This is a genomic window from Polaribacter sp. 11A2H (assembly GCF_011379025.1).
GTDB lineage: Bacteria > Bacteroidota > Bacteroidia > Flavobacteriales > Flavobacteriaceae > Polaribacter.
Window position 1 is genome coordinate 226,777 of record NZ_WTLD01000002.1, and the last position, 19,907, is coordinate 246,683.

Genomic DNA, 19,907 nt, shown 5'->3' on the forward strand with positions numbered 1-19,907 from the left:
ACTGAGAAGTTGTAGGGTTTTCTTTTGCCTTAAAATTAATGAATCAATTTAAACCTGTCTCTTCGACATTTTTAGGAGAAGTTGTATAAAGGGCATAAATACAATATATGTAATATGATGTGATTTCTTTTAGCTACGCTAGATACTTTCAATCAAGATATATTTTGATTTCAGTAGTATTCGAAATGACCAAATTGTGAGGAACTTTATTGGTAATAAAGCTGGTCACTTCTGCTTTTTTGGAGATGTCACATAAAGAAGATAACACACAACATGAGTATTACTATATGTTTTCTTCTGTTAATCTGTAAACAAAAAAAGCTAACAATTTTAAATTGCTAGCTTTTATAAAGTACGTAATTTGTGGAAAATAATTATTTAGTTTTTAACTAATTTCTTTGTAGAAATTCCTTTGTCTGAAGATATTTTAACTAAATAAACAGACTTGCTTAAAGAAGAAACATCAATAGATTTTGTATTTGTTGTAGAAAGTACTTTTTTACCTAATAAGTTAAAGATTTCAACTTTATTAAGCGTTTCTTTAGAATTAATAAATAATTTATTTTCTACAGGGTTTGGATACATGTTTACATTTTCTAATTGTTGAGAACTCACACCTGCTGTTGGAGCATCTTCAATAACTGCAGTCATTTGGTCAAAGTAAACAACGTCTCCAGTTACACCGTTTAAAGCTACATTTTCTTCGTTATTTATATAACCTAGCCACATTTCTATATTACGTATTTCTGAAGCTGGATCTGTATGGTCTTGAGGAAGAGGAATTGTAAAAGTTAATTCTTCCCAAGTATCTGCTGTTCCACTGGTGCTAACAGAAGCTGTTGGCCAACCTGTAGCTACTTTAGAGTCTCCTCCTGCAGCATTTGTAGTTTTTAATCTTACTGAAATACTTATAGGTGCTGTTCTAGTAGATCTTACCCACATTGTTACCTTGGCTTGTTTTCCGTCAGTAATAATTCCAGCAGCATAAGGCTGTGAAAAATCATTAAAGTACCAAAACTGAGCATCTTGATCTTTAGTAAAAGTACTTTTAAAACTTTTGGTTCCATCTTTAGCAAAATCTGTAGATAATTCTCTACCTAATTGAGTTGTATTTCCCCTAAAAGTATAGCTTCCTACAGCATCGTCAAAACTAGGGTTTTTAATAAATTCAGAATATGTAGAAGGAGGTAATTCTGTTAAAAATTCAATTTCATCAATATATAATTTAGCTCCTGATGGGTCTGTTAAAGCACTACCAGCTCTAAATAATATATCTAATGTAGTAACCTCTCCTGTAATAGCAGACACATCTAAATATATTGTTTGAAATCCACCAGCAAATTTAGCTAACAATACGCCATTATTATTTTGAGTATCAATGCTAGAAGGTTCATCTGTTGTTCCTGCGGGTCTAAACTTTCCTTGTACTTGTACATTTATAGCCTCTGTTTCGTTATAAACTTTAACTTTAATGTAGTTATAAACGTCTGCATCGAATACAATAAAAGCATCATCTCCACCTTGTCCTCTTCTAATATTGGCATTGTTATTTGTTGTACCAGCTTCAGTTCTGTCTAAAGTTAGTGCCCCATCAGAAGAAGGTGTAGTAGTTCCATCATCCCAAGATACTGTTCCGGGACCATAGCCTTTGACCCAAGATTGAGCATCGGCTGTAAATTGATAATGTGTAGGTCCTTGTTGTGCAGCTATTTTTATGGTAGTAAAAAGGACTGCAGCCATAAATAAAATTTTAAAGTAATTTTTTTTCATAATAAATGGTTTATAGTGTTTAAAATATTAGTTTTTTATATCTATAAAATTAATTTATATGTTAGCATATTTCATGCTAAATATTACCTTTTACTTGCGCTGGTTTATCCGAAATGTAAAATGTAAGTTGTTTGTATTGTTGTGTTTATGTTTTTAAGTGACTTTATTTTTGTTTTAAAATACGTAGGTAAAGCTCGTGCTAAATTTTCTATTATATTTAGATTGTTCTTGCTTGGTTATTATTTTTTGAGAAAGAGAGAAAGAAAAGTTATTGAATGATTTTATAAGGATGTTAAAAATCAATTTGTTGTACCTAAACAAAAAAAGTCAAGATATAAATCTTGACTTTCCGTACTATACTTGTAGCGAGAACGGGATTTGAACCCGTGACCTCAGGGTTATGAATTTTAAAAAAAGGATGTTAAAATAAACTAAATACCTTGATAGTTAATTAGTTATATGTGTTTTAATTTTGCTTGATATTGAATAATTACATATAATATCATTAAATGTTGTACCTATGTTGTACCTAGATTTTGTATCTTTAGCTTAATAAATTTATTAAGGTGTCTTCAATTAAAGCAGTTTTAAGAAAAAAAGCAAATTCTCAAAAATTATATCCTATTGCGCTTAGGATTATAAAGGATAGAAAAGCTACTTTTATTTATATCGGTCAATATATAAAACAAATTGACTGGGATAATAAAAATTGTGCTGTTAAAAAATCACACCCAGATTTTTTGTATATCAATCAACTTATTTTGAATAAAAAGTCTGAGGTCAATAAAAAGTTAATTGATGCTGAGATGGAAATTAACTATCAGTCGGTAACAGCAATAAAAAGTAAAGTTTTAAATAAAAAAAACGAAGACTTTTTTCTAATATCAAACTATTATTTGAATCAATTAAAAAAACGAAAACAATTCCATCAGGTAGATATAGAAAAACAGCGCCTTCAAGTTTTTAAAAATTTCATTAAAAAAGATACATTTAGCTTAGGAGATTTTGATTTGCGGCTGATGAAGGGATTTGAGAATCATTTGTCTACTAAAAGGAAATTGGCTAAAAGAACGATTGCAAATTATATGATTACAATCCGTACAATTCTGAATATAGCTATTTCTGATTTTTCGATTAAAAATGTAAGTTATCCATTTGGTAGAGGGAAGTATCAAATAAGGTTTCCGGAATCAGTTAAGATAGGTTTAACTATTGAAGAAATTAAAATTTTAGAAAATATAAAAGATCTTACTATGGCACAACAATATGCCTTAAATGCTTGGTTACTTAGTTTTTATTTTGCCGGAATTAGGGTTAGTGATGTTTTATTTTTGAAATGGAAAGATTTCTTAGATAATAGATTGCATTATAGAATGGGGAAAAATAAAAAACTTGTTTCTTTAAAAATACCAAATAAAGTAAAGGGTATTCTTAGCCAGTTAGAGAAAAATGAGGAAACTGTATATCTTTTTAAAGAGTTGGAGGGTGTTGATTTAGATGATGACAGGTATTTAAAAACGAGAATAAAGACTGCTACAAGAAATTTTAATAGACGCTTAAAAATGGTAGCAGATAAAGCCGGTATTGATAAAAAACTAACGATGCATATTGCACGTCATAGTTTTGGTAATATTTCAGGTGATAAAATTACAATTCAAATGCTTCAAAAGCTATACAGACATTCTTCAATTACAACTACTATTTTGTATCAGTCTAACTTTATGCAACAAGATATTGATGAAGCTTTAGATAAAGTTGTAGAGTTTTAAGTAAAAAGAATAGATAATTTGAATATTAAATGATGGCTTTTTTACTTTTAAAATTTCGTTTGTTCTTTATCAAGAGTACTTGTTAAAAGAGATATCATTTCAATTTCTAACCCCATTTTTTAAAAAGCTTTTTCTAGATTATCTATTTTTATATTTCTGTTTTAATAAAATTAATATATTTTTATTCAGAAGGAGTTGAGTTTTCTGTTCAATTTATTATTGAAAATAATTAATCTTATATGTAAGATTTTTTTAAACCAATTTATCAAAAAAAAGTAATGTTTTTTCTAAATGCTCTATCCAATAAGACCATTCGTGTCCGCCTTTAAATTCTTCAAAATTATGGGGGATATTTTCCTTTATAAGTTCTTTATGAAGTAATTTATTAGCTTCAAATAAAGAATCATTAACACCACAATCAAAACGAATAGGAGGTAAGCTTGTTTTATTTTTCTTTAAAATATCTATTAAATTTGACGTTTTACTTTCCTTTAGATATTCGTCTAAAGAATCATCTGTAAACAGTTGCATTTGTTCTAGTTTTGTAATAGAACTATGTCCAGAAATTGCTTTAAATTTTTCAGGAAATCTTCCGCCTAAAGATAAAGCACCATAACCGCCCATAGACAAACCACCTATGCAAGTAGAAGTTGAGTTTTTTGCTTCAGGAATATTTTCTTTTATTGCAGTAATCACATCATTTACAATCCAATTATCAAATTGTTTTTGATGATGAGAAAAATATGCAGAACCATCTCCCCAAAGTCCATCAGAAGGCATTGCAATAATCGCAGGTTTAATCGTGTTATTTTTAATTAGTTTTTCTGTAGTTACATGCGCACCACCTTTCATTGCCCAAATCCAAGCACTTCCATAAACACCATGTAATAAGATGTAAATAGGAAGGTTATCAAAATTATCAACTTCTGGAACATATAGGCAAATGTCTCCTCTTCCTTTTAAATTAGGCGTTTTTACGGTTAAGAATCTTAATCCTTGAGATTCAAAGTTTAAATCTGAAAGTTCTACGGTTTTAAAGCTACTTTTCATATTAAAATACAATTACACCTTTTGCATTTTTACCCGCTAACATATCATCAAAAGCCTGTTGTAATTCTTCTAAAGGATATGTTCTGGTAATCATTTCGTCTAATAATAAATCGCCTTTATCATATAAATTCACCAATTTCGGAAAATCTATTTGTGGTCTACATTTCCCGTATAATGGATTGATGTAAATTTTATCCCATTCAAAAAGGTTCATGTCAATACTAATCGTTTCTTCAATTCCACTAACTTGAACAGCGGTTCCAGCATTTCTGATCATCGCTAAAGGAGCAGCGCCTAAAGCAGGAATAGCAGTACACTCAAAAGCAAAATCAGCACCTCTTCCTTCTGTTAACTTCTTTACTTCTTCTGATGCTTTCATCAATCCAATATCATTTTTATTTGCTAGAATAGTATGGGTTGCTCCAAATTGTTTTGCCATTTCTAAACGTTCAGCATTAATATCAATGGCAATTATTTTTGCTGCTCCAGATATTCTAGCACCTTGAATTACGTTTAAACCAACACCTCCAGTTCCTAAAATTACGGCAGAACTTCCGGCAGTAACTTTCGCTGTATTTACAGCAGAACCGTAACCTGTCATTACTCCACAACTAATTATACTTGCTGAAGGCATTGGCATTTCGCTTTCTAATTTTACACAAGCAGATTCTTTTACCAAAGCATATTCTGCCAACGTACCAATATTAAAAGAACGTTCTATAGGTTGATTATTCCACTTAGAGCCTTCTAAATGTGCATGACCAGGAGTATAACCATTTCCACCAGCAGTTACAGGTGAATTATTTTCACAAATATGCTGGTTGCCTTCTTGACATTGAAAACATTTCATACAAGGTGTTGCCCAGTTTAAAATAACTTTGTCACCTATTTTAAAATCGGTAATATCGGCGCCAATTTTTTCTATAATTCCTGCACCTTCATGACCTAAAATAATTGGTTTTCCCCAGTTTAAAGAATCGTGATCTGTGTGACATAAACCAGCAGCTTTTATTTTTACAATAATCTCATCCCCTTTTGGGTCTGAGATTGTTATCGTGTCAATAATAAAAGAACCATCCCCTTTTGCAATTGCAGATTTAGATTGTATACTCATAAATTTATTTTTTATAAAAATGTTGTAGGTTTCATTGGTATTGAAACATCAACCAACTTCGTTTTATTAATTTTTTGTTTCCCTTTGATAAATCTTGTACCTAAAACAAAGGCTTTTCCATTGTTTATTGCATCTACAGCTAATAATGCATCATCTTTAAAATACCAAACAGAAAAACTAGTGTTTTCCGTTTCTTCTTTTCTAACAATCACATCATTATACCCATTTGATAAACCAACCATTTGTAGTTTTACATCATATTGATCTGACCAAAACCAGGGAATCGTGTCATAAACAAGTTGTTTATCGCAAATTGATGCCGCTGCAACTTTACTTTGATCTACCGCATTTTGAACAGATTCTAAACGTAGATATCTTTTGTAGTGTGGGTTGTAATGAAAAGTACAATCACCAATAGCATAAATATTCTCGTCATTTGTTTGTGAGAATTCATTGACTTTAATTCCTTGTTCAATTTCTAAACCAGCAGTATCAGCAAGTTCAGTATTTACTCTAATACCAACACCGACAATGACAATGTCTGCTTCAAAAGAAGTTTCATTATCACAAAAAATAGTATTCAGACCGTTCTCAGTTTTTATAAAAGAGACATTGTTATTTGTAAGAATTTGAACATCATTTTGTTGATGTAATTCCATAAAATAATCTGACATAACTGGAGCGGTAACTCTAGCTAAAATACGTTCTTCTCTCTCTAAAACTGTTACTGATGCACCTGTCTTTTTTAATGACGCTGCAGTTTCAAGACCAATATAACCTCCACCAATAATGATTACTCGCTTTTTTTCTGATGAATCAATAGCTTTTTTTATTTCTATTGCATCATTAGCTGTTCTCATAGGAAATAAATTGGCGGCAGAATCTATTCCAGAAATTGGTGGAATAAATGGTCTTGCACCTGTTGCTATTACTAATTTATCATATTTTTGAGTTCCTTTATTTTCAATAGAAATTGTTCTGTTATTTCTATTAATTGAAGAAACTTTTACCCCTAATTTTAAAGTGATGTTGTCTTTTTTATAGCTTTCAAGCGGTTTTAAAAGGTTGCTATTTAAATCTCCATCGATGATGTAAGATTTTGATAATGGAGGTCTGTGATATGGAATATTTGGATCTGAATCAAATAATATAACTTCTCCTTGCCAACCTTCTTTTCTTAAATTGAAAGCAAAATTAACACCTGCATGACTTGCTCCAATAACTACACAAACTTGATTCGCTGTATCTAACATCAAAATTTATTTTGCAACTTTAAAAACAACTCCATCTAAATCTTCACTTACTTGAAGCTGACAAGAAAGACGACTGTATTCGTTTGTTAAATCATCAAATTCTAACATATCATTTTCTAGTTCTTCTGCTTGCCCTGTTTTTGCTACAAATTCTGGTTCAACATGTACATGACATGTAGCGCAGGAGCAAACACCACCACAATCTCCATCTATTCCTTTTATGTTATTATTTACTGCTAATTCCATTACTGAACCAGAAGTACCTTCAACAGTTATTGATTCGTTGTCTGCTGTTATAAATGTTATTTTTGCCATTTTATACTATTTTTTAAATTGTACGTTCAATGAATCGAAACCTACTTTTCTATTAAATTCTCCTAAATTTTCTATATTTTCTTTTGAATCTAGAATTGCTATTGAAGTTACTTTTTGTGATAATTTCGCCAATAGTATTCTTAAAATTTGACGAGCATGCGTTGCTCCTAAACAGTTATGAGTTCCAAAACCAAAACTAACATGTGGGTTTACTTTTCGGTCTAAAACGACTTCATTTGGGGTTTCAAAAACGTTTTCATCTCTGTTGGCAGATGCCCAATTTAAAGAAATTCTTGTATCTGCCTTAATAGCATGTTCACAGACGTGAGTATCTTTAGTTGCTACTCTTCCCATTTGAGTTAATGGAGAGAAATAACGAACCAATTCTTCAACGGCATTGTTAATCATTTCTGGTTTTTCTTTTAAAACCGCCAAAGCTTTTGGATTCCCTGCAAAGTAAGCTATAGAGTTTGTAACTGCATTAATCACAGTATCTCTACCACCTGCAAAAGTTAAAATCAATACGCCTTTTACTTCTTCTTTTGTCATTTTTTCACCATCAACTTCAGAATTTAAAAGCACAGAATACAAACTCTCACTTGGTGTTTCTATAGCCAAATCTATTTGTTTATCAATATAATCATATAAAATATTTGCTTTGTCTGCATCTAAATCAGAATCATCACTTCTAAATACGTGTGTTCCCCATGAAATCCATAAATTGGCTTCAGAATACGGTATGTTTAATAGTAATGTTAAAGCTCTAGATTGTAGTTTTAAAGCAAAATCGGCAACAACTTCAACTTCATTACTTTTTAAAGATTCATCAATAATCTCTTCAATAATGGTTGTTATTTTTGATGAATATTCTTCGTTTAAAGGTCTTTTAAACCAAGGATCTAAAATGTCTCTAAACGATTTATGTTGCGGTGGATCTACTTCAAAAGGAATTTGCCTAGTGTCTCTAATTTTTACTTCAGACGGAATTACAATTCGTCCAACTTCATCTCCACCAGATTGAAAAGCTTGCCATTGATGCGCACATTTACGTACTTCTTTATGACGCAAAACCATCGTTACAGGATCATCTTGGTCATTCATTTTACCAACACCTTCTTTTTGTCTTGCATCTTTAAACGCATCTGGAAATTCGCTTGCTTTCATATTATTTAAATTGACATTTTAGAGTTGTCAAAGATTATCTATTTATGAAATGAAAGATTCCCTTATTTATGCAATAAAGTACCTTATTATGTTGTGTGTTTTTGTTTATTGCATATATTTGAGATGTAATAGAGACTTATGCAGCCGAAATTTGAAAAAGTAGCTTTAAATAATCAGAAATCTATTATTGCGTTTAGGTATTCTGGAGATCGGTTTTATGCACCTTGGCATTTTCATCCTCAGCATGAGCTTACGTTTATAGAAAAGAGTAGTGGAACCAAATTTATTGGCGATTATGTTGGTCCGTTTGAGGAAGGTGAGTTGGTTTTAGTAAGAACAAATGTGCCGCATTGTTGGAAAAATAATTCGATAATCAATACTGGTTGCTCTTCAATTGTTATTCAATGGAATACGGGTATTTATGCTAAAGTACCGGAAATGGAAAGTGTTTTTAAAATGCTAAAAGCGGCATCGAAAGGTATTTTGTTTACAAAAGAAAATGCTTCTGAAGTGTTTACTTTACTAAAAGAATTATTGACTTTAGAAGGAACGGAATTGTATTTAAAATTTCAAAATATATTGGTATTACTATCTAGGTTTGAATATAGAGAACTCTCAGAAAAAAGTTTTATAGATGATTTGCCTTCAGAATATAGTTCTCGCATTCGAAAAGTACACGATTATGTAGAAAGCCATTATCATAAAAAAATACAATTAAAAGAATTAGCAGATTTAGTAAATATGTCTGAACAGTCTTTTTCTCGTTTTTTTAATAAAATAATGGGAAGGCCTTTTTTTACTTTTTTAAATCAATATAAGATAAATATGGCAAAAAGAATGTTAATGGACACCGATTGGTCTGTAAGAGAAATTTGTTTTGCTTGTGGCTATGAGTCTGTTCCTTTTTTTCATAGACAATTTAAGAAGTTTACAAATAATACACCTTCTTTTTATAAAAGAAAACAGAGTAAATGATAAAGCCTCTAAGAATAATCTTAAAGGCTTTATTTGTAGTTAAATAACTATACTTAATTATAAAATTAAGGTCTTATGGTAACCTCTGCAATCGTTAAATTATCGATGTAAAACTTAACGTTATTTGGGTTTTTATTATTCCACCCTCTAATTATTGTTTCATAATCACCATCTGCACCGAAATTAATAAATGCTTTTTGATACACCCATGTACCAGTAGGCATATCATCAGATAAAATAGCTACGGCAGGAGCATTCCAATCGTAATCTCCAGTACTTTTCCAATAGATTCTAACATCTGGAGCAAAACCAGTAGAATTACCATTGTCTAATAAATAAACCCAAGCCCCAATTTCGTAAGTTTTACCAGCTTTAAAACTAACTTTTTTTTGTGCTCCATTGCTTACATGTTGTACCCAAGTAAAGCCATCTGCACTTGCAGGTAGTTCTACATAAGCACTAGAGTTACCGTCTTGTGCTTGTGTTGTATTAATATTCCAAATACCAGCAGAGCCCCATGCTAATGGCCAATTTACATCTGTAGAGTTTTCAAAACTATAATCAAAATTAGAACCTTTTAAAATATTAGTTAAATTAAATTCAAGAGGTTTATCTTTAAAAACAGTTGCATTTACTTGATCTGTGGTTCTTAAAGTTCCTGGTGTATAAGAAACCTTTACAGTATCATTATTATAGATAACTTCATTTAAAGTAATAGTAATAATATTGTTTTCTCCTGCTTTAATTTCTGTTGATACTATAGAAGTAGGTATTGTAGTACCTCCATTTTCTAAAGAAATTACAAATGTAGAAACATCAAAAGAATCTGGATCCATATCTCTACTAAATTCTAAGTCAATTTTTCCTTCATTTGCTTTAACAGCATCTAACGATACCGGTTCTGTAGAAGGTATTACTTTAATTAAATCTTTTAGAAATATAGTATCACCACCAAAAGGTCTTAATCTAGAGGCAATAAATTTTAAATCATAGTTCCCTAAAGATTTATATTGTATATCTACTTCAGTATTTGTACCACCAAATGTTGTTGGATCAACTCCACTAGTACCAAAAGTCCAATTAAAAACTTCTGGAGCACCAATTGTAGTATAAGAAAATCTTACTTTTTTACTTGCAGTAACTTCATTTAATGCAGCATCAGATATTGAAATTGGCGCACCTAAAGATCCATCATCATTTAAGTAATTACCAGTAATTTGTGCTTTAACAGCTGCTAAAACAGTTACTACAATTGTAGTGTCTAATTCTTTTAAACCACTAGGCATTGAGCTGTCTTCGTTACGATAAACATCTCCTTTAAAAACTTGGTGTAAAGTTACATTATGCACTCCAACTTCATTAAAGAAACCTTTTACAGTATTTTCTCCAGAAGTATTTTTGTCTGAACCAAAGATGCTTGATACGTTTTCTGGAAAGGTCCAGGTACGTGAAGCAACTCCACTAGAAATATCACCAAAATCTATATGACCACCAATATTTATGTTGTTTTCAACATTTGCTTCTGAAGTAACAATAACCCTATGATTTGCTTCTGGTAAATTTAACATTTGTTCATCATCGCATGCATAAAAGGCAAGAAGCGAAATGCATAATATCTTATATATATTTAAATTTCTCATAATTAGTTATTTATATTCGGATTAGTCTGTAATTCTTGTATAGGAATAGGGAAATAGTTATGATTTTCCGCATTGTAGTTAGTAGCACTTAACGCAAAATCGGGTCTAATTCTACCAGGTATGTATAATGGAGCAGTATCAAATGAAAGGTCAGTGTTTTCCAGTCTCCAAACTTCATCTGCTCTTAACTCTGTAAATACTTCTTTTACAATACCCCATCTTACTAAATCTTTCCATCTATGACCTTCAAAACACAATTCTACTGCGCGTTCTACGCGTTGTAGGTGAGTTAATACTGTTTGTGCATTGGCTTGTACCATTGGGTGTGCTCCATGTACTTGCTTACTAACATGTAATTGTGGGAATTTACCGCCATTATCGTCCATGTATTTTTGAAGTGTTATTACTCCAGCTCTAGCTCTAACCATATCTATATACTCTATGGCTGTTGCATAATCATCACTTGCTCCAAGTACAGCTTCTGCATACATTAATAAAACGTCTGCATATCTAATATGTCTAAAATTAATACCAGATCTGCGGTTAGCAGGTTCTGATGGTAAATGATACCAATTAGAGTGTTTTTTTACATAAGCACTTTGTCCAAATCCAAAACCTTTTACATCAGCAAAATCCAAACCATAATATTTTCCTTCCATAAATCTAACTGCAATCGTAGCATTCATTCTTGTAGATTCTATGTTCCCATTATTGATAGAATTATTTGGGTCCACTTCATCATAAACCAACATTTCTTGTAAGTTATAAGAAGCTAATAAAGTATTAAAACCTCCATATTGTATTGATCCAACTTCTGATGCAATTGAAGAAGATTCAGCACTAGTTTGCCAAGGAGTATCATCAACAGCACCTCCATTTACACCAGGAGCTAAGTCGAAAGAATAATTTACTTCAAAAATAGATTCTGAATTAAATTCATTTTCATGCTGAAAGTTGTCTGAAATATCTTTGGTTAAACTATATACTTTAGAATCTATAACTTGTTTAAATAAACCAGCAGCTGTTGGCCACTCTTTATTGTATAAATGTACCTTTCCTAACAGTGATGTTGCAGCACCCCAAGTTGCTCTTCCCATATCGTTACTTTCCCATGATTGTGGTAAATTATTCATTGCAAATTCTAAATCTGGAAGTATTATTGCGGCATTAATTTCTGCAATAGTAGAAAAAGGTTTAGAAAGTTCTTCTTTAGTTTCTGCTACTTTATCGTGAATTACACCTCCACCATAAGTATGTGCTAATTGAAAGTAAAAGAAGGCTCTTAAAAATTTTGCTTGCGCTTCAATTTCTGCTTTTGAGTTACCTGTAAAAAGACTAGCATCTGCATCTTGTATATTTTGAATAACTTGATTTGCTCTAAAGATACCTACATAAAGTTCGTTCCATTTATCCGTTACATGATAAATACCATCGTTATAGGTTAAGTTTCTAAAAAGATTTGGTCTGTACCAAGATTCTGTACCACCAATATCTCCCATAACCATTTCGTATATTAGTTCTCCTCCACTAATGCTTTGAAACTGTAATGCACCATAAACAGTGGTTAATGCACTGTTGTATTGTCTTTCAGATTTCCAGAAAGTATCTGTAGTAATTGCATTTGGATTAACTTCTGTTAAAAAACTATCTTCATCACATGCTACGAAGAATAACGAGCATACAAGAGCAAATAGTAATGTATTATTTTTTATTAATTTCATGATTTTTATTTTTTAAAAGCTTAATTGAAGACCTAACATGAATTGACGAGTAACTGGGTAGTTCCCTCTATCTACACCTCTTGTAAAGATTCCATCTCCACCAACTTCTGGGTCATACCCTGAGTAATTTGTAAACGTAAATGGATTCGTTGAAGTTAAATACACTCTAGCTTTATCAATACCAATATCTTCTATACCAGGAATAGTGTATCCAAGTGTTAAAGTTCTAATTCTTAAATACGTTCCGTCTTCTAAGAAATAATTAGAAGCAGCTCTTACATTATTATGAAATGCACTTCGTCTAAAAGTTGGAACATCTGATGTTGGATTTTGTGGAGACCACATGTTATATAAATCTGTATGTCTTCCTTGAGTATAGGCGTACAATTTAGACCCATTATATACTTCTGCGCCATGAGAATAAAAAGCTTGTACAAAGAAATCGAAACCTTTATAATCTAAGTTTAACCCTAAACCGGCTTCAAACTCAGCTTGTCCAGAACCAGAGTAAACACGGTCATTATCGTTAACAGCACCATCGTTATTAGTATCTTTATACATCATATCTCCTAATTGAGGCGTACCTGTAGCTGATACGTCAAGCAAATTATAGGCATCTAATTGTTCTTGTGTTTTTATAACACCATCGTTTTGCAATAAAAAGAATGATCCTGCTTCATAGCCTTTCGCTAAAAAAGTAGTGTAATCTATATTTTCGCCTAAAGAGGCTGTAGGTCTACCATTGGCATAACCTCTATCTATACCGTTTAAATCCGTTACTTCATTTATATTTTTAGTAAAAGTACCTGAAATACTATATTTTAAGTCATCTCCAATTCGATCTTTGTAACTTAAAGAAAGTTCTAGTCCTTTATTAACCATGTCACCAGCGTTAATTTGCTTAACATCATAAACTCCTGAAGCTCGTGTATGGTAAGTACCAGAAGATGCAGGAAGGCGCTCTTGTAAAAGCATATCTTTTTTGTCATTTTGATATACATCTGCAGTAATGTTTAGTTTATTACTAAACATAGATAAATCTACACCAATATTTTTAGAAATAGTAGTTTCCCATTTAATATTAGGATCTACATAACGACGCTGAATAGAACCAAAATTTAATTCTTCATTAGGACCAAACGGATAATTTATACCAGATTCAATAATTGCTGTAAACTGATAAGGTGCAATACCTTGGTTACCAACTTCTGCCCAACTTCCTCTTAATTTAAGATTGCTAATTGCATCTACGTTAAACCAATTTTCTTCACTAACATTCCAACCAGCAGAAAATCCGAAGAAATTACCATATCTATTATTTTCCGAAAATTTTGAAGACGCATCTCGTCTATAACTAGCAGATAATAAATATTTTTCATCATAATTGTATTGAGCTCTTACTAATTTTCCAGCCAAAGTACTTGTTTGATTGTTACTAGTAGGCTTTATTCCTTCTGCACCAGAACCTAAAGTTTGAAGGCTGTTACTAGCATCTTTACTATATATGACACCAACTCCCAAATTTCTCTGTTTAAATCTTTCGTAAGAAATTACACCTAATAAATTAAGATTGTGTTTTCCGAAGTTTGTAGAATAATTAAGAATGTTTTCAATAGATTCTCTTTTAGAAAATATATAATCCTCATTTAGCAAGGCTTGTTCAGTTGAAGCAGTTGCATTAAGTGTTCCATCTCTAGCGTATGCTAAATATTGAGGACGGAAGAATTTTCTATAATAGTTATATTCATTTGAACCTAAATTTAGTTTGTACTTTAAACCTTTTGCAATTTCATACTCTAAATTAAGTGCAATATTGCTAGACTTTGTTTCTCTTTCGTCTATATTTTCTAATTGACGAGATAGGTAACCGTAAAATATTTCATTCTCCACATCTAGTGTAACACTATTTTCTCCAATGGATGGAATATCACTTAAAGGTCTGCTCCAAGGAGATTGACCAATACTATATTCGTAAAGAGCATAAGGTTCTTGTGTTCTATTTTCAATAGTATAACCAAGAGTTGCAAAGGCTTTAAATTTACCCTTGGTAAATTGCCCAGTTAATCTATTAGCTAACCTATTAAAACCAGAATTAATTAGAACACCATCTTGTTTAAAGTAATTGGTATTAAAGTTTAAGGTTAAGTTCTCTACACCACCAGAAATATTTAAACTAACATTTTGAATAACAGCATTATCATTTTGAACGTCTTCTACAAAATTCGTATCAAAATCTAAAGCATTTGCGTTAATAAAAAAAGTTTGTGGTTGAGATCCTAACTGTTCTGTAGCTATCTCTAAACTATACAGTTGTTGAGCTGTATTCATTAAAGGGGTTCCAGAAGTAATGCTTTGGATACCTGTATAGGTTGAGAGGTCAATTTTCATTTTACCTGCTTTTCCTTTTTTTGTAGTAATTAAAATAACTCCGTTAGAAGCTCTTGTACCATAAATTGAAGCAGCAGCTCCATCTTTTAAAATATCTAAAGATTCAATTTGATCTGGAGAAATGTTTGGGTTCCCTTCATAAGGAATACCATCTACAACATATAATGGTCCAGCTGCACCAGAGGAAACAGATCCTAAACCTCTAATTTGTACGTTTGCAGCTTCTCCTGGTCTACCACTTGATGCTTGTATGTTTACACCTGCTACCTTACCTTGTATTGCTGCACCTAAGTCGGCTACTGGAGATCTACTAATTTCTTCAGCCCCAACGTTAACAACAGCTCCTGTAACTTCTTTCTTCTTTTGAGTACCATAACCCACAACAACAATCTCATCTAACAAAGAAGCGTCAGAAAGTAATGTTACATTAATAGTGGTTTTACCAGTTTTAATTATTACTTCTTTTGTTTTGTACCCTAAATAACTAAAAACTAAAATGTCTCCCAACTTAGCTTTTAATTCATAAGTTCCATCCATTTCAGTACTTTGTCCATTGCTAGACCCTTTTACAATTACACTAGCTCCAGGTAAAGAATCTCCATCTGCACTTACTGTTCCTTTTATAGTAACATTTTGTGCTTGGATAAAACCAAAACTAAGCAGAAGTAATGCTGTTAATAGCATTTTTCTGTAATTGCATTTTTGCAAATTTAATTTCATTTTTTTATCGATTTTTGAATTATCATACCCAAATATTGTGTTTTTCTTACAAAACACCAATTTAAGGTACTTGACAAAAACTGAACAGGTTAAATTTTTAATTTTTTGTTAAAATTAACAGTTCCTTAAGAGTCTTTTTTTTATTTTTTGTTAAAATTATTTTAAGGACTTGTTTTTCTTATTTTTTGTTTAGATTAAGTAATAATTATATTTTTAAAAACAGGTCTTTGTGTTGTTATTTGTCTGTTTTGTAGTGATTTATGTTTTTTTTAATCCTTTTTTATAAAGATGTTTTTTTTGATAAAATAAGTGTGTTCAATTATGAACTTGACATGTCAAGTTGTAATTTTCTAATGGAACAGCTATTAAAAGGAGATTTATTTTTAGTCACTGTTTTGTCAGAAACGATACTTAAAAAAGTTAAATAAGAATAGAATAAAGGTAATTTAGTTGTTTGATTTGGGTACTTTTTTATCTTTTTACCTTAAAAACAAATTTAAAAGTTGAATTATAAATATCATTTTTTTATGATTTTAAGTTATAGTAAGATAAAATTCTGTTCTTATTTTAATTTAAAATAGGTCTAAATATAATTTTATTTATAATAGATAAAGTTTCAATTTATTTTTAAGTTTAATGGCAATTTAAAAACTACGTTATTTAATTTTTTATAGTATAACGTTCTCTTTTATTAAAATAAAAAAGGTGTAAAGCATAGAGAATCTTTTATGTTATAAAATTTTATCATTTTTTATATTAAAAAGATCAGGTTATAATAATTGTTAAAAGTGTGTCTCTAAATACGTTTTACTTTAAAAAGGATAAAAAAATCTATAAAGAGTTTTTTTTTTGAGTAAAATAAACTTTTTTTTTAGAATTGTTTAGTTTATGTCAAGACGATAAGTTACCAATAAAAAGAGTAATACTGTAATTTTAGAGCTTATTAACTAAAATACATTTAACATGAAAAAAATTACTTTATTATTACTTTTTATGAGTTCGCTAGCATTTTCTCAAAGAGTAGAACCTACCTTTAGTTGGGCAAACAAAGCAGATTATCAAGTTAACGGAGAAGAAGCAGTAACGTTTTCGCCTGGACAAGAAATTAATTTTTCTATAACGCATACGCTTGGGGCCACAAATGGCGTTGATGATACACAAAGTTTTGTCCTTTTTGGAGTTCAAGATGAAGCTGTAGCTAATTTAGATCATATAGATGGTGTATGGGCTAATAAAAGTATAGGTGATCCAGATCCTTCTTATTTTGTATACGCTATGACAGGTACTTATACAATTCCTGCAGATGCAACGTTAAGTTCTGCTAATGCAGATTTAACTTACAGAGTATTGTCTTATTTAGCATATACACCAGATGGAGGTACTGTTATTTATGGAGGTGATGGCGCAAGTGACACTCCATTAGTTTATATAAGGAGTGCCGCAGAAATAACAGCTTTGTCTACAACAGATTTTACAAAAGAAACAGCTTTAATAATGTATCCTAATCCTGTAAAAAACACAATATTTTTAAAAGGACAAAATTTGCCTGAAACATATAAAATTACAAATACTCTTGGAAAAATTGTTAAACAAGGAAATTTTGAAGGAAGTATTGATGCTTCAGCTTTAAGTACAGGAATGTACTTTTTAGTTTATGATAATAAAACTTACACAAAGTTCTTGAAAAATAAGAGCTCTTAAAATTAATCTTTTTAATCAATTGGATTTAAGATTAAATTCAATTGATTTTTATTTACAATAAATTTATGAAAAATAGAACACTACTTACTTTAATTTCTTTTTTCTTCCTTTTTTCTTGTTCTAAAAAAGAAGTAAAGAAAGATTTTATAGAAGATTTAATTTCAAAAATGACACTTCAAGAAAAAGCAGGTCAATTAAATTTAATTCCAACAACAGGTTTTAATAAAACTGATTCAGTTCACCTTTGGATTAAAAAAGGATTGGTTGGTCATGTACAAAAATCGATAGGAGTTAAAAATAATTATGAACTGCAAAAAATTGCAGTAGAAAACTCAAGATTGGGTATTCCGTTGCTGTTTCAAGAAGATATAATTCATGGTTATAAAACCATAGCACCAGTTCCTTTAGCAGAAGCATCTAGTTGGGATTTGGCAGCAATTAGAAAATCGGCAGCGATTGCAGCAAGAGAAGCATCATCCGCAGGAATCCATTTAACATTTGCGCCAATGGTAGATATTGCAAGAGATCCTAGATGGGGAAGAATTTTAGAAGGAGCAGGAGAAGATGTTTATTTAGGAAGTTTAATTGCTGCAGCTAGAGTAAAAGGATTTCAAGAATCTAATAAAGAAAATAGCAATATTCTAGCAACCGTAAAACATTTTGTTGGTTATGGAGCTTCTTTAGCTGGTAGAGATTATAATATTTTAGATTTTTCAGAAAGAGAGTTAAGAGAGACCCATTTACCTCCTTTTAAAGCAGCTATTGATGCTGGTGTATCTAGTGTAATGACCGCATATTCTGCTTATGATGGAGTGCCTTTAGTAGCAAATAATTTTTTATTGAAAGATGTTTTAAGAGATGAACTAAAATTTAAAGGTTTAGTAATGACAGATTGGGAAACGGTTGGTAATTTAGTGAAAACAGGAATTGCGAAAAATGATACCATTGCTACAAAAATGTCTTTATTAGCAGGGAATGATATCGATATGTCTACTAAAAAATATGTGAATTTACTTCCAGAAATGGTGAGAAAAGGAATTATTTCTGAAGCTGTTTTAGATAATTCGGTAAGAAACGTATTGTTGTTAAAACAAAAAGCGGGTCTTTTTAAAGATCCTTATGCGTATTTTAATGAAGAACGAGAAGCTAAAGAGCTTTTATCCGAAGAAAACATACAAGCAACAAAAGAGATGGCTGTAAAAAGTATGGTGCTTTTAAAAAATAAGAATAACGTTTTACCACTTTTAAAGAAGAAACAAAGAATTGCAATTATTGGTCCTTTTGCAAAAGCACAAAAAGATTTATTAGGTTGGTGGTCTAGTCAAGGTAACCCAAATGATGTTGTTTCTATTTTTGCTGGAATTAAAAAGAGAGTTCCACAAACCTCAACTATTTCTTATGCTCAAGGTTGTATTGTAGAAGATTTTGAAATAAAAGGAGTAGAAATGATTGCTGACGCTGTAAGAGCTGCTAATAATGCGGATGTTATAGTATTAGCCTTAGGAGAAAAAGAATGGATGAGTGGAGAAGGAGGAGGTACAGCATCTTTGCTTTTACCAGGAGCGCAACAACAATTATTAGATGCAGTTGCAAAAACAGGAAAACCAATTATTACCTTAATTGTTTCTGGAAGACCTTATGTTTTAACAGATGTTGTAAAAAAATCTACCGCTGTTTTACAAGTTTGGATGCCAGGAACTACAGGTGGTACAGCAGTTGCTGAAATTTTGTTTGGAGATTATAATCCTTCAGGGAAATTAACGGTTACTTTTCCTTTTCATCAGGGGCAAGTTCCTATTTATTATAATTATAAGAAAACCAGTCATTCTTTTAATGCAGGACCTAAGAATAATAGATATACAACAACTCATAGAGATATTACTTCTAAACCCTTATTTCCTTTTGGATATGGATTAAGTTATAATAGTTATTCTTACAAAAATTTAAAGCTTGATAAAACTATAATGAATAAAAATGATAGCATAAAAGTATCTATTGATGTCACTAATAACGGAAAATATAATGGAAGAGAAATTGTACAATTATATATACATGATAAAGTTTGTTCTGTAACAAGACCTATAAAAGAATTAAAAGATTTTTTAAGTTTAGAACTTAAACCAAATGAAACCAAAACCGCTACTTTTTATATTACCTCAGATAAATTAAGATTTATAGGTGTTGATTATAAAACAACAATTGAAGAAGGAGCGTTTGAGGTTTTTGTTGGTAAGAATTCTTCTGATACTTCTAAACTAGACTTTTGGTTAGAATAAAGGTTTAAATTATGTAAAGGTAAAAAGTCTCAACTTATAGAATAAGTTGAG

At 30.8% G+C, this 19,907-nt stretch carries 13 protein-coding genes; 4 read left to right on the forward strand and 9 right to left on the reverse strand.

Annotated features, from left to right (window positions below; genetic code table 11):
* Nucleotides 1-378: 378 nt before the first annotated feature.
* On the reverse strand, nucleotides 379-1,770 hold the full coding sequence (locus tag GQS58_RS03350; protein ID WP_166382824.1) for a T9SS type A sorting domain-containing protein: 1,392 nt from the start codon (nucleotides 1,768-1,770) through the stop codon (nucleotides 379-381).
* 566 nt (nucleotides 1,771-2,336) lie between these two features.
* Here GQS58_RS03350 and GQS58_RS17275 point away from each other — a divergent pair.
* Complete coding sequence (locus GQS58_RS17275; protein ID WP_166382826.1) at nucleotides 2,337-3,539, forward strand: phage integrase SAM-like domain-containing protein; 1,203 nt, start codon at nucleotides 2,337-2,339, stop codon at nucleotides 3,537-3,539.
* A gap of 252 nt (nucleotides 3,540-3,791) precedes the next feature.
* Here GQS58_RS17275 and GQS58_RS03360 read toward each other — a convergent pair whose 3' ends face one another.
* Genes GQS58_RS03360 through GQS58_RS03380 form a run of 5 tightly spaced genes read right to left on the reverse strand, consistent with a single transcriptional unit; the run spans nucleotide 3,792 to nucleotide 8,435 of the window.
* Complete coding sequence (locus GQS58_RS03360) at nucleotides 3,792-4,589, reverse strand: alpha/beta hydrolase (protein WP_166382828.1); 798 nt, start codon at nucleotides 4,587-4,589, stop codon at nucleotides 3,792-3,794.
* Nucleotide 4,590: 1 nt separating this feature from the next.
* The gene (locus GQS58_RS03365) at nucleotides 4,591-5,703 is read right to left on the reverse strand and encodes a Zn-dependent alcohol dehydrogenase (protein ID WP_166382830.1); all 1,113 of its coding nucleotides are present in this window, start codon (nucleotides 5,701-5,703) and stop codon (nucleotides 4,591-4,593) included.
* An 11-nt stretch (nucleotides 5,704-5,714) separates the two neighbouring features.
* On the reverse strand, nucleotides 5,715-6,956 hold the full coding sequence (locus tag GQS58_RS03370; protein WP_166382832.1) for an NAD(P)/FAD-dependent oxidoreductase: 1,242 nt from the start codon (nucleotides 6,954-6,956) through the stop codon (nucleotides 5,715-5,717).
* A gap of 6 nt (nucleotides 6,957-6,962) precedes the next feature.
* On the reverse strand, nucleotides 6,963-7,271 hold the full coding sequence (locus tag GQS58_RS03375) for a 2Fe-2S iron-sulfur cluster-binding protein (protein ID WP_166382834.1): 309 nt from the start codon (nucleotides 7,269-7,271) through the stop codon (nucleotides 6,963-6,965).
* A gap of 6 nt (nucleotides 7,272-7,277) precedes the next feature.
* Nucleotides 7,278-8,435 (reverse strand): cytochrome P450, encoded by a 1,158-nt coding sequence (locus tag GQS58_RS03380; RefSeq protein ID WP_166382836.1) that lies wholly within the window; start codon nucleotides 8,433-8,435, stop codon nucleotides 7,278-7,280.
* A 138-nt stretch (nucleotides 8,436-8,573) separates the two neighbouring features.
* On the opposite strand from GQS58_RS03380, the gene GQS58_RS03385 reads away from it, so the two are divergent.
* The gene (locus GQS58_RS03385; protein WP_166382838.1) at nucleotides 8,574-9,410 is read left to right on the forward strand and encodes an AraC family transcriptional regulator; all 837 of its coding nucleotides are present in this window, start codon (nucleotides 8,574-8,576) and stop codon (nucleotides 9,408-9,410) included.
* A gap of 65 nt (nucleotides 9,411-9,475) precedes the next feature.
* Here the strand turns inward: GQS58_RS03385 and GQS58_RS03390 are convergent, their stop codons facing one another.
* From GQS58_RS03390 to GQS58_RS03400, 3 genes are read right to left on the reverse strand one after another with little or no spacing between them, the layout of a single operon-like run.
* Nucleotides 9,476-11,050, reverse strand: coding sequence for a hypothetical protein (locus GQS58_RS03390; RefSeq protein WP_166382840.1), 1,575 nt, complete (start codon nucleotides 11,048-11,050; stop codon nucleotides 9,476-9,478).
* A 2-nt stretch (nucleotides 11,051-11,052) separates the two neighbouring features.
* Entirely contained in the window at nucleotides 11,053-12,771 is a 1,719-nt protein-coding gene (locus tag GQS58_RS03395) for a RagB/SusD family nutrient uptake outer membrane protein (RefSeq protein ID WP_166382842.1), read from the reverse strand.
* A 12-nt stretch (nucleotides 12,772-12,783) separates the two neighbouring features.
* Nucleotides 12,784-15,879: a SusC/RagA family TonB-linked outer membrane protein gene (locus GQS58_RS03400; protein ID WP_166382844.1), complete on the reverse strand. Its 3,096-nt coding sequence runs from the start codon at nucleotides 15,877-15,879 to the stop codon at nucleotides 12,784-12,786.
* A gap of 963 nt (nucleotides 15,880-16,842) precedes the next feature.
* Here GQS58_RS03400 and GQS58_RS03405 point away from each other — a divergent pair.
* Together GQS58_RS03405 and bglX are read left to right on the forward strand one after the other, a co-directional pair.
* On the forward strand, nucleotides 16,843-17,580 hold the full coding sequence (locus tag GQS58_RS03405; protein ID WP_166382846.1) for a T9SS type A sorting domain-containing protein: 738 nt from the start codon (nucleotides 16,843-16,845) through the stop codon (nucleotides 17,578-17,580).
* Nucleotides 17,581-17,645: 65 nt separating this feature from the next.
* The gene (bglX, locus tag GQS58_RS03410) at nucleotides 17,646-19,856 is read left to right on the forward strand and encodes a beta-glucosidase BglX (protein WP_166382848.1); all 2,211 of its coding nucleotides are present in this window, start codon (nucleotides 17,646-17,648) and stop codon (nucleotides 19,854-19,856) included.
* The last annotated feature ends 51 nt before the right edge of the window (nucleotides 19,857-19,907 follow it).

Coding starts and splice junctions, on each gene's coding strand:
- GQS58_RS03390 (WP_166382840.1), bottom strand. CDS start 11,050: ATGAGAAATTTAAATATATATAAGATATTATGCATTTCGCTTCTTGCC.
- GQS58_RS03365 (WP_166382830.1), bottom strand. CDS start 5,703: ATGAGTATACAATCTAAATCTGCAATTGCAAAAGGGGATGGTTCTTTT.
- GQS58_RS03380 (WP_166382836.1), bottom strand. CDS start 8,435: ATGAAAGCAAGCGAATTTCCAGATGCGTTTAAAGATGCAAGACAAAAA.
- GQS58_RS03350 (WP_166382824.1), bottom strand. CDS start 1,770: ATGAAAAAAAATTACTTTAAAATTTTATTTATGGCTGCAGTCCTTTTT.
- bglX (WP_166382848.1), top strand. CDS start 17,646: ATGAAAAATAGAACACTACTTACTTTAATTTCTTTTTTCTTCCTTTTT.
- GQS58_RS03395 (WP_166382842.1), bottom strand. CDS start 12,771: ATGAAATTAATAAAAAATAATACATTACTATTTGCTCTTGTATGCTCG.
- GQS58_RS03370 (WP_166382832.1), bottom strand. CDS start 6,956: ATGTTAGATACAGCGAATCAAGTTTGTGTAGTTATTGGAGCAAGTCAT.
- GQS58_RS03400 (WP_166382844.1), bottom strand. CDS start 15,879: ATGAAATTAAATTTGCAAAAATGCAATTACAGAAAAATGCTATTAACA.
- GQS58_RS03405 (WP_166382846.1), top strand. CDS start 16,843: ATGAAAAAAATTACTTTATTATTACTTTTTATGAGTTCGCTAGCATTT.
- GQS58_RS03385 (WP_166382838.1), top strand. CDS start 8,574: ATGCAGCCGAAATTTGAAAAAGTAGCTTTAAATAATCAGAAATCTATT.
- GQS58_RS03375 (WP_166382834.1), bottom strand. CDS start 7,271: ATGGCAAAAATAACATTTATAACAGCAGACAACGAATCAATAACTGTT.
- GQS58_RS03360 (WP_166382828.1), bottom strand. CDS start 4,589: ATGAAAAGTAGCTTTAAAACCGTAGAACTTTCAGATTTAAACTTTGAA.